The organism is Geoglobus sp., from assembly GCF_054018175.1.
Genome location: NZ_JBPLZQ010000079.1, coordinates 1 through 9,683 on the forward strand (window position 1 = coordinate 1; position 9,683 = coordinate 9,683).

Consider the following 9,683-nt stretch of genomic DNA (forward strand, 5'->3'; position numbering starts at 1 on the left):
GAGGCCATGGAGGCCCTGTTCGACATGGCCGAGGAGAGAGGGCTTGTCAGAAAGCCTCCCCTCGACATTCTCTTCTGAAGAAAACGATTAAACATAACAAATTTTTTATAGCTGCCCGACAACATTCGGCATGGGCGGATTGAGCAAACCACTCGTTATCGCCCTCGCAGGACTCGTGCTCCTTTTCACAGCATGCACAGGAGATGAGGTCCAGCAGAGCAGCTCCGAAAGACTGCACGGCACGGGCGAGTGTGACAGGTGCCACGACGCCTATCCGGTAAAGGACGTGGCTGCAGGTCTCCACAGAGCGGCGTTCGAGAAAGAGCCGGACGTTCACAGGGACCTGTGCTCGAAGTGCCACGACGTCGAAACGTTCTGCGGAGAGTGTCACGGGGTTCCGGAGATCGTCAAAAATGCTGGCTAACCCTCAATGAACTGAGAAAATATGAAAATGGTGGATCAAACGCTGCCCAGCCTCTCGACAACGGCCTGAGCGAATTCGCGCGTCCCGACCAGGGTGCCTCCCATGTGCCTGTACAGGTCGTAGGTCACGATCTTGTCCTCAACCGTCAGCTCTATAGCTCTCTTGATCATCTCCCCCGCCTTCCTCCATCCCAGGTACTCGAACATCAGAACTCCGGTCAGAATCTCTGCTGTCGGGTTCACCTTGTTCTGTCCTGCATACTTAGGCGCTGATCCGTGCACCGGCTCGAAAACCCCCATTCCGTCACCTATGTTGCTTCTCGGCGCAACCCCGAGACCTCCAACCAATGCGGCGGCGGCGTCGCTCATGTAATCTCCATTCAGGTTGGGCATCGCAAGAACGTCGTATTCAGCAGTCCTCGTGAGGAGCTGCTGGAACATGTTGTCGGCGATCCTGTCCTTGATAACGACCTTTCCCTTTGGAACCTTTCCATCGTAGTTTTCCCACAGCTCCTCCTCAGTTATCGTGACGTCTCCGAACTCCTCTCTGGCAACCTCGTAGCCCCAGTCCCTGAAGGCCCCTTCCGTGTACTTCATTATGTTGCCCTTGTGAACCAAGGTGACGCTCTCCCTTTCGTTGTCTATCGCGTACTGTATCGCCAGCCTTACAAGCCTCTTCGTGGCGAACTCGCTTATCGGCTTGATCCCTATTCCGGAGTCCTCCCTTATGTTCACTCCAAACTCGTCTGCAAGGAACCTTATCAGCTTCCTCGCCTCATCACTTCCCCTCGGCCACTCAATGCCCGCGTAAACGTCTTCCGTGTTTTCCCTGAAGATCACGATGTCTACGACCTCCGGATTCTTCAGCGGACTCGGGAACCCTTTCAGGTAGTAAACCGGCCTGACGTTCGCGTACAGATCCAGAACCTGCCTTATCGTGACGTTCAGGCTTCTGAAACCCCCGCCGACTGGAGTAGTAAGTGGGCCCTTTAAGGCCACCCTGTACTCCCGTATGGCGTTCAGCGTATCATCTGGAAGGTACGTCCCGTACATCCTGTAAGCGTCCTCTCCTGCATACGTTTTGAACCACACGATCTCCTTCCCGATTCTCTCGGCAGCGGCGTCGAGGACCATCATCGCAGCCGGCACCACGTCCTTGCCTATCCCGTCCCCCTCGAAGTAGGGGATGACCGGGTTATCAGGAACCACGAGCCTTCCGTTCACGTACCTTATCTTCTCCCCCTCTTCCGGTGGCCTGATCTTCTCGAAATTCATGTGGCCTGTTCGGAGAGAGGAAATAAAAGGTTTGCCTGCTGTCAGGTGGACAGGAAGGATTTGAAAACTCCGGCTCAAACTCCGACACGTTTTAATAATTGAGCATCGAAGAGTGCACGATGAACGAAGATTTCGTCAGGCAGCTCAACAGGTGCATTCAGTGCGGCACGTGCATCGGGAGCTGTTTTTCGGGCAGGGTCACCGCGCTCAACACGAGAAGGATCCTCATGGAGTTCATAGCGAGGGGCAAACCCGTTAAGGATGACGACACTATCTGGTTCTGCGTCACCTGCTACGCCTGTCAGGAGAGGTGCCCGAGAGGCATCCCGCTCACCGACATCATCCTCGAGGCGAGAAAAGAGCTGGTAAGGGAAAAAGGGTTGCCAGGAAGGCTGAAATACGCGTTCCGGTTTCTCGCCGAAAAGACGGCATACGTTCCTGCAAAGGATGAGCACGTGAAGCTGAGAGAGGAGTTCGGTCTTCCACTCTACCACTCCCAGTTCGTAGATGAGGCGAGGAAGGAGGTTTCAGAGATCGTGAGAAAACACATAGGAGGGGTAATCAGATGAAGTTCTTTCCGGGCTGCATGATCCACAACCGCTATCCAGGAGTGGAGAAGGCACTCTACTACGTCTTCGAGACCCTCGGAGTCGAAATCACCCCTCTCGAGGGTTCGTCGTGCTGTCCTGCCCCATCAATAACGAGGTCCGTGAGCAGCGACCTCTGGGAGGAACTCGGTCTGAGGAACATCAGGCTTGCAGGTGGAGAGACGATAATGACCGCATGCAACGGCTGCTTCTCAACGCTTCTCGAGGTTTCTGAGAAGTATGGAGAGGGAGACGTGAGGCATGTGGCCGAGTACCTCTACTCGGACGTCGGTGTGGAGAGGATAAAGAGGTACGTTGCAAAGAGGCTGCCCCTGAGGGTGGCCGTCCACTACGGCTGTCACTTCTTCAGGCCGAGCAAGCACAAGAAGTTCGTCTCTCCAGAAAGGCCGACCATGCTGGACGAGCTCGTGGGGGCGATTGGAGCTGAAAGCGTGGACTACAGGTACAAGTTCATGTGCTGCGGTGGAGGAGGGGGCGTGAGGGCGGGTGCGACTGAAGTTTCTCACGACCTTTTGGAGAAGAAGATGGACGCGATTGCCGAGGCGGACGTTGACGTGATAGTCGTCGTCTGTCCGCTATGCATGAACCAGTTCGATGTCGGGCAGAAGGAGCTGAAAGAGCAGAGAGGGAGGGACTACGGAATTCCTGTGGTGCACTACGTACAGCTCCTCGCAGTGGCCATGGGAATGGACGTCGAACAGACGGGAATCGACAGGCACAACATCGTGAGCCAGGAGCTCATTGAGAAGCTGATAATGGGGGAGAGGGCGGAGGAATAAAAACCCGGGTTTTTTCCCGACCCAGTTCACCAGAGGAGTATCGTCGCATTCCCCTCGGCAACCACCTCGTCGCCAACGAGACACGTGACTTTCAGCCTGTACTTTTTCCCGTCCTTGTCCACGACCTCCCCAGCAACCCTGACCGTGTCGCCAATCCTCACGGGCTTCATGAACCTGAAGCGTAAATCCAGGAGCACGGGCAACCCGGGCATCCTCGCAACAGCTGCCGAAACGACGCTCAGGGTCAGCACGCCGTGTACAACTCTCCCTCCGAATCTCGTCGTCTTTGCTACCTGTTCATCAAAGTGAATGGGGTTCAGATCTCCGGACGCGAGCCCAAAGAAGCATACGTCCACCCCCTCAATCCTTTTCTCGTACTCTATCCTGTAACCAACATCCACCTCACCATCGAACTTTTCGTACTCAATCACGCTGCCTCCATATTTCCGGTAGATTTCCTTTAGCTCCTCCAGCATATTTTACCATTTTTCTCTGAAAAGGTATAACCCTTTCCCAACCAGGCATTCAAACTGACAGAAAAATCGCCATCCGGCAGGGTGGCGATGCGCCCACCTCATGCTTAACTTTTTATTGCCCTGCTTCATAAACCTCAACCATGGGTCTCAGCGACAGTCTGAGGTGCTACGGAATCAGGGAGGGGAAGACTGGCGTTGGAATCGCGGTGATGGAGGGCAGAATCTTTGCAGTATACACAAGGAACAGGATAAAAGCCGCTCCGGTGGTGTTCAACCAGCAGAACCTGGGGGAAAGAGTAAGAGGGATCATCGTCAACTCCGGAAATGCCAACGCCTACACGGGAGAGGAGGGGCTGAGAAGGGCAAGGAGAATGGCCGAATTTCTGGCCGAAAGGCTGGGATGTGATCTGAGCGAGGTCGCCATAGCCTCTACGGGAGTCATTGGCAGACAGCTTGACGTTGACGATGTGGAGAGGCTCGGTGAGGAGGTGCTGAAGAGACTCGGAAGCGAGGAAGAGCACGTCATGGCCTTTGCGAGAGCGATAATGACCACGGACAGATTTCCAAAGATTGCAAGAAGGAAATTCGATGGTGTCGAGATCCTCGGAATAGCGAAGGGGGCCGGGATGATCTCACCAAACATGGCGACGATGCTCGCATTCATATTCACCAACGCAAGATGCGAGGGGATGGACGAGATCTTCAGAAAGGCAGTGGACTTGTCCTTCAACAGGGTTATTGTGGACGGAGACACGTCCACCAACGATACCGTCTTTCTTGTAACGAGCGAGGAGGTTCATGCCGACGCTGACCGCTTCTCCCAGGAACTCACCTCCCTCATGATCGAGCTTGCAGAGATGATGGCAAGGGACGGTGAGGGGGCCACGAAGGTGTTCTGGGTGAGGGTGGAGGGTGCGGTTAGTGACAGGGACGCGGAGAAGGTCGCCAGGGCAGTTGCAGGATCGAACCTCGTCAAAACCGCGGTTTTTGGGGGTGATCCCAACTTCGGGAGAATAATAGCCGCGATAGGGTATTCTGGGGCAGACGTTGATGAAAGAATAACGCTGAAGCTCAGGAGTAATGAGGACGAGGTGACCCTCGTCGAGGAGGGGAGGGTCGTGGAGGGAAGTCTGAAAAAAGCCGAGAGAATAATGAGGAAAGGTAGAATTGAGATTCTGATCAACCTGCACAGGAGAGATGGGAAGGGCTACGCCATCGGATGTGACCTGACGCACGATTACGTGGAGCTGAACTCCAAGTACACGACGTGATGGGGATGAACATAATCGTAGGTGGGGGAAGAGTCGGAAGGCAGCTCGCCGACAGACTGGGTGATGCGGTCATAATCGAGAGAGACCCTGATATCTGCGAGGAGCTCAGGAAAAGCGGATACAGGGTCATACAGGGAGACGGGACGGACAGGTCCGTCTGGGAGCGGCTGCCGGTGAAGGGCTCCACAGTCATTCTCGCGACGAATGACGACGAGACCAACATAGCGATCGCCAGGATACTCAGAGAGTTCGACCCCGGCGATGTGGTGGCGAGGGTAGAGTCAGACAGCTACATGCGCGACTACCAGAGTCTCGGGGTAAGGGGGGTGAGCTGCGGGAAGACGATAGCGTCTGAGCTCCTGCACGAGCTGATAGAGGCCAGGAGGAGATACTTCGAGATAGCGGTGACGGAAGACAACTTCGCCGGAATGAGGCTGGCTGACATGTACGTGGGGGAGAGCTGCACGATAATATCGGTCTACAGGGAGGGAAGGATATTCCGCCCCCACCCTGACTTCGTGCTTCAGGCAGGAGACATAATTGGAATAATCTGCGGGAAGGAGGTCAAGAAGACGAAGAACCCCTTCGACGAGATCCTGCTCCTCATTAGGTACTCCGACGGATACCGGGAGGTCTACGGGGAAGCGAGGGCAATAGCGGACAGGTTCGACGCAGACCTCCTGATTCTCCACAAGGAGGACGGAAGAATAATGTGCTCCCTGACCGCCGAGAACATACAGGACATGGAGATCGACGAAGCTGTGGAGATCCTCGAGTCTCTCACAGACAAGGTCGACCTGATCGTAACCAACCCTCCGAAGAGACGCGTAGACATTCGTGCGAGCGTTTTACTCAGGTTCCCGATACTGTTCGCCAAGGGAAAGACAGAGTACAGGGAGATACTTGCGATTGTCAACACTGACAGGCCAGAAAACGTTGTGAGCTACGCAACCGCATTTTCTAACTACTTCGGCAAGGGAAAGATCCTCTTTCTGGACAAGGAGCAGCTGAAAACATCGTCGTCCACCATAGAGTCCCCCACCGTTGAAATCTCGGTCACGGAGTTCAACCCACTGGTGGAGGTGGTGAGGGAGGTCAGGAAGGGGTACGACCTGATCATATTCTCCATCTCCAACAGCGTTGGCAACATAGACTCGGAGTTCCTGTGGAAATTTATACTCGACACTGACTCTTCGGTTCTGGTGGTGGGATGAACGAGATACTCGAGGTTTCGGCAGTAGCTCTGATTGCCTTTGCGACACCAATAATATCCCAGCGCATAAAGGTTCCGGCAGTAATACTGGAGATTGTCGCCGGATTCGCCCTGGCCATCGTTCTCGGAAGCTTTGCCCAGTCGGAGTGGTTCAGCTTCTTCTCCGTCCTCGGACTGATCTTCCTGATGTTCCTTTCCGGGCTCGAGATAGACTTCACGCTCATAATAAGGAAGTCGAGAAGGTACTGGAAGGTTCCGGTTTACGTGGTTGCATCCCTGCTCCTCTCATTCGTCCTGTCGGAGATAGCAAATCTCAGCGTCATTTACGCCGTGTTTCTCGCTAACGTGTCGCTCGGCATAGTCATGCCCGTACTCAAGGAGGCGGGAATTTCGTCGACGGAGTTCGGTCAGAAGATACTCCTCGCGACCTTCATGACGGACCTCGTCACGATCTCCCTCCTTTCTGGCATAGCACTCAGCTACAGGGCGAGCGGATCTCAGATAAATCTGATCCTCCCGCTCCTGCTCGTTCCGGCCTTCGTGCTCGCATACTATTTCGGACGATTTCTCATCTGGCACTTTCCGGAGTTCATGGCAAGGTTCTTCGACGACCCAATGGAGCTCGGGGTGAGGGGCAGCTTCGCGATCATGATAGTGTTCTCCGGTCTCGCGTACATCCTCGGCAGCGAGGCCATTCTCGGAGCGTTCCTCGCCGGAGCCCTAATTTCCATGGTGTTCCGTGGAGCAGGAAAGCTCGAGGAGAGCCTGATGGGTGTGGGGTACGGGATATTCATCCCGTTTTTCTTCATAAAGACGGGAGTGGACATGTTCAACAGCATATCCGAGATAAACCTGTACTTCCCCCTCGTGCTGCTCGTCATGGGACTCGCTGTCAAAATCCTGCCATCCGCCATCTTTCTCAATGAGATGGGGACGGTCAGATCGCTCGGATTCGGAGTTATCCAGAGCTCAAAGCTCGGCCTGACCCTCGCATGAGCGGAGATAGCTAAGGGACTTGGGATAATAAGCACCGTAGAGGCCGTGAGCATTGCTCTCTGGACGATAATCTCTGCACTCGTATTTCCAACGGTGTTCAGGCTGATGGTGAGAGAATGAGGGTGGCCGTGATAGGAGGAGGGCTTGCAGGACTGAACGCTGCGAGGATACTCTCCGAGTACTGCAGCGTGGACGTTTACGAGCGGAGCACTGTTGGAGGGCTTGCAGGGTCATACTGCAGGGACAGTTACTGCATAGAGGTGTTTTACCACCACTTCTTCAGAGGTGACGAGTACCTGCTATCTCTCATCAGAGATCTCGGACTTTCGAACAGAGTGGTGTGGAAGGTTACGAGGGTCGGTCAGGAGTTCGGACGAGAGATACACCCCCTCAACACTCCGCTCGAGATTCTGAGGTACCCGGGAATGTCTCTCGCGGACAAGGTCAGGCTCGCGATCTTCACGCTCAAAGCTAAGAGGGTGAACTTCGAGGACTTCGACGATGTTGGCGTTCTCGATGGTCTGAGGAGGGATGCCGGAGACAGGCTGATTGAGAGGTTCTTCAAGCCCCTGCTCGTGTCAAAGTTCGGAAGCAACTTCGAGAGTGTGAGCTACGCCTGGCTTCTGGCGAGGGTGTCGCTCAGGAGCAACAGGAAGCTGAACGGCGAGGAGCTGGGGTACCTGAGGGGTGGATTTCACAGACTCGTGGAGAGGCTTTCGGAAGGTCTCAGAATTGTGGGTAAGAGCGCGAGAGTGGAAAGAGGAGCCAGGTGGAGCGTAAACGGAACCGATTATGACGCTGTGGTCTACACAGCACCCCTTCCCGAGCTCGGAGACCTTGCAGCAGCCCTGAACTTACCGGAGGTGAGGTACCAGAGCAGCGTATGCCTGCTACTCGGAATGGATAGAGAGTTCAGCGAGGATCTCTACTGGATAAACTACAGCGACGCGCCATTTGGAGCGACCATAGAGCACACGAACTTCATGCCGGTAGAGGACTACGGGGAGCATCTGCTATACGTTGCCTCGTACACCACACCCGAGGGAGTTTTCGAGGTGAGCGACGACGAGATCTTCAGGATCTACACGTCCCATCTGAAAAAACACGGGCTTGAAATGAACAGCATAAGATGGTGGAGGGTTTTCAGAGCAGTGTACAGCGGACCGATTTACGAGAGAGGGTTTAAAAAGAAGATAACGCCATACAGGGTGGCAGATGGATTTTACGTCGCAGGGATGACGTCAGATACCAACTACCCGGAGAGGAGCATGAACGGGAGTCTGCTCGCCGGAAAGAAGGCTGCTGAGATGCTCATAGCAGACCTTCTCTCTTAGCGAGCTCCACCTCGAGGTCGTACTCAGTCCTTACGCCCATCTCGTTGAGAATTCTGCTAGCCTCCTCAACGCTGCAGGTGCTGTCGAGGGCTCTCGCCATCCTGCTCCTGAGGTAAACGGATCGCAGGTCGAGGTAGAACACGAGGGAGTTGAGCAGCGAGACATTCACATCGAGCTCTCCCCACAGCCTGTAATTCCCGAAGTACCCCATCCTCGCGAGTGCGGGGATTTTCGAAGCCTCGCTCTCAACGCTTTTCAGGAATTCAGCGAACCTTTCATCCACTTCGACGATGCTCACCCCGTAGACAGAATCGTGTAGCTCGGAAAGGTACCTCTCAAGAGTTTTCCGGTCAAGCTCGCCATCACTCCCGAACCCCACGACCGCGAGTATTGAGTTCTCGTCTTTCAGCGCGGACAGCATGATCGAGTCTGCAAGCGGGCTCACGAGAGTCTCCTCGTGACCAAGGGCGAGCGAGTCTCCGCCTGCATCCACAGCGAAAACCGCATCGATCCTGTTCTCTCTAACAAATCTCCCGATGTCTTCTCTCAGCAGGGACGCGCCACGGGTTATGCTCACCGCCAGCACCCTCTCTCCGAGAAGGCCCGCAACCTGCGAAACTATCGGCTCAACACTGCCGACCATCTCTCCCCCTCTCACGAATCCGAGTGTTGGGGATATTTTTTCGGCACCTTCTATCTCGTCTATGCTCCTCGGTCCCGGCTTTCTGTCCCTTCTGAAGCGCTCCCAGACCACCCCTCCGCACACGCACTCCACGCCGAATTTCTCGAGAAAGGACCTGATGTACAGCGTGCTTACAACGTCCCCTCCCCCACCTATTCCGATCAGGAGTGCCCTGTCGATTTCCATCGCAACGTCAACGATCCTCACATCGTCATGCACAACTGAGGGGAACATATCGTTTTCGAAAAGGTTAATTTTCCGGTAAACAGCCAGTCGAACATGAAAAAAGGTGAAAGGGTTTTCATCGCTGAAAATGCCACCATCTTAGGAGACGTGGAGATCGGTGATGACTCGAGCGTCTGGTTCAACGCAGTGATAAGGGCCGACCTCGACAGAGTCACCATAGGCAGAAAAACCAACGTTCAGGATAACTCGGTCATACACGTGGACGAAGGATTTCCAGCAGAAATCGGAGACAGAGTTACCATAGGCCATTCTGCGGTCATCCACGGCTGCAGAATCTCGGACGACGTGCTGGTGGGTATGAACGCAGTCGTCCTGAACGGAGCCGAAATCGGCGAGTACTCAATTGTCGGTGCTGGAGCTGTCGTCACGGGCAAGAGGTA

Annotated in this window: 11 protein-coding genes; 8 read left to right on the forward strand and 3 right to left on the reverse strand. The window is 54.7% G+C overall.

The window, feature by feature from the left end; genetic code table 11:
• Positions 1-130 precede the first annotated feature (130 nt).
• Positions 131-424, forward strand: coding sequence for a hypothetical protein (locus ACXJJC_RS06285; RefSeq protein ID WP_456370265.1), 294 nt, complete (start codon positions 131-133; stop codon positions 422-424).
• Between the two features lie 35 nt (positions 425-459).
• On the opposite strand, the gene icd is transcribed toward ACXJJC_RS06285, so the two are convergent.
• Entirely contained in the window at positions 460-1,698 is a 1,239-nt protein-coding gene (gene icd / locus ACXJJC_RS06290) for an isocitrate dehydrogenase (NADP(+)) (protein ID WP_456370266.1), read from the reverse strand.
• Positions 1,699-1,817: 119 nt separating this feature from the next.
• Here icd and ACXJJC_RS06295 point away from each other — a divergent pair, with 119 nt between their 5' ends.
• Positions 1,818-2,267 carry a 4Fe-4S dicluster domain-containing protein gene (locus tag ACXJJC_RS06295; protein WP_456370268.1) on the forward strand — a complete coding sequence of 150 codons (450 nt, stop codon included), beginning with the start codon at positions 1,818-1,820 and terminating at the stop codon, positions 2,265-2,267.
• Positions 2,264-3,085, forward strand: a complete 822-nt coding sequence (locus ACXJJC_RS06300) for a heterodisulfide reductase-related iron-sulfur binding cluster (RefSeq protein WP_456370270.1) — start codon at positions 2,264-2,266, stop codon at positions 3,083-3,085. Before ACXJJC_RS06295 ends, ACXJJC_RS06300 begins: the two co-directional genes overlap by 4 nt.
• Positions 3,086-3,111: 26 nt before the next feature.
• Here the strand turns inward: ACXJJC_RS06300 and ACXJJC_RS06305 are convergent, their stop codons facing one another.
• A complete protein-coding gene (locus tag ACXJJC_RS06305) occupies positions 3,112-3,561 on the reverse strand; it encodes a MaoC family dehydratase (RefSeq protein ID WP_456370272.1) in 450 nt (149 codons plus the stop codon).
• Between the two features lie 140 nt (positions 3,562-3,701).
• Here ACXJJC_RS06305 and argJ point away from each other — a divergent pair, with 140 nt between their 5' ends.
• From argJ to ACXJJC_RS06325, 4 genes are all read left to right on the forward strand, one after another.
• Positions 3,702-4,832, forward strand: a complete 1,131-nt coding sequence (gene argJ / locus ACXJJC_RS06310) for a bifunctional ornithine acetyltransferase/N-acetylglutamate synthase (protein WP_456370273.1) — start codon at positions 3,702-3,704, stop codon at positions 4,830-4,832.
• A gap of 5 nt (positions 4,833-4,837) precedes the next feature.
• Entirely contained in the window at positions 4,838-6,046 is a 1,209-nt protein-coding gene (locus ACXJJC_RS06315) for a potassium channel family protein (protein WP_456370275.1), read from the forward strand.
• Complete coding sequence (locus tag ACXJJC_RS06320; protein ID WP_456370277.1) at positions 6,043-7,041, forward strand: cation:proton antiporter; 999 nt, start codon at positions 6,043-6,045, stop codon at positions 7,039-7,041. The genes ACXJJC_RS06315 and ACXJJC_RS06320 overlap by 4 nt, the downstream gene beginning before the upstream one ends.
• Before the next feature lie 116 nt (positions 7,042-7,157).
• Positions 7,158-8,375 carry an NAD(P)/FAD-dependent oxidoreductase gene (locus ACXJJC_RS06325; protein WP_456370278.1) on the forward strand — a complete coding sequence of 406 codons (1,218 nt, stop codon included), beginning with the start codon at positions 7,158-7,160 and terminating at the stop codon, positions 8,373-8,375.
• On the opposite strand, the gene ACXJJC_RS06330 is transcribed toward ACXJJC_RS06325, so the two are convergent.
• Positions 8,353-9,264 carry a DUF1152 domain-containing protein gene (locus tag ACXJJC_RS06330; RefSeq protein ID WP_456370280.1) on the reverse strand — a complete coding sequence of 304 codons (912 nt, stop codon included), beginning with the start codon at positions 9,262-9,264 and terminating at the stop codon, positions 8,353-8,355. The genes ACXJJC_RS06325 and ACXJJC_RS06330 overlap by 23 nt on opposite strands.
• Before the next feature lie 72 nt (positions 9,265-9,336).
• Between ACXJJC_RS06330 and ACXJJC_RS06335 the strand changes: the two genes are divergently transcribed.
• Positions 9,337-9,683: gamma carbonic anhydrase family protein (locus tag ACXJJC_RS06335; RefSeq protein ID WP_456370282.1), on the forward strand; the 347-nt coding region annotated here is incomplete at its 3' end.

What these genes read in the sequence shown, in the direction of transcription:
- icd (WP_456370266.1), bottom strand. Translation starts at nt 1,698, where the DNA reads ATGAATTTCGAGAAGATCAGGCCACCGGAAGAGGGGGAGAAGATAAGG.
- ACXJJC_RS06285 (WP_456370265.1), top strand. Translation starts at nt 131, where the DNA reads ATGGGCGGATTGAGCAAACCACTCGTTATCGCCCTCGCAGGACTCGTG.
- argJ (WP_456370273.1), top strand. Translation starts at nt 3,702, where the DNA reads ATGGGTCTCAGCGACAGTCTGAGGTGCTACGGAATCAGGGAGGGGAAG.
- ACXJJC_RS06305 (WP_456370272.1), bottom strand. Translation starts at nt 3,561, where the DNA reads ATGCTGGAGGAGCTAAAGGAAATCTACCGGAAATATGGAGGCAGCGTG.
- ACXJJC_RS06300 (WP_456370270.1), top strand. Translation starts at nt 2,264, where the DNA reads ATGAAGTTCTTTCCGGGCTGCATGATCCACAACCGCTATCCAGGAGTG.
- ACXJJC_RS06320 (WP_456370277.1), top strand. Translation starts at nt 6,043, where the DNA reads ATGAACGAGATACTCGAGGTTTCGGCAGTAGCTCTGATTGCCTTTGCG.
- ACXJJC_RS06325 (WP_456370278.1), top strand. Translation starts at nt 7,158, where the DNA reads ATGAGGGTGGCCGTGATAGGAGGAGGGCTTGCAGGACTGAACGCTGCG.
- ACXJJC_RS06315 (WP_456370275.1), top strand. Translation starts at nt 4,838, where the DNA reads ATGAACATAATCGTAGGTGGGGGAAGAGTCGGAAGGCAGCTCGCCGAC.
- ACXJJC_RS06295 (WP_456370268.1), top strand. Translation starts at nt 1,818, where the DNA reads ATGAACGAAGATTTCGTCAGGCAGCTCAACAGGTGCATTCAGTGCGGC.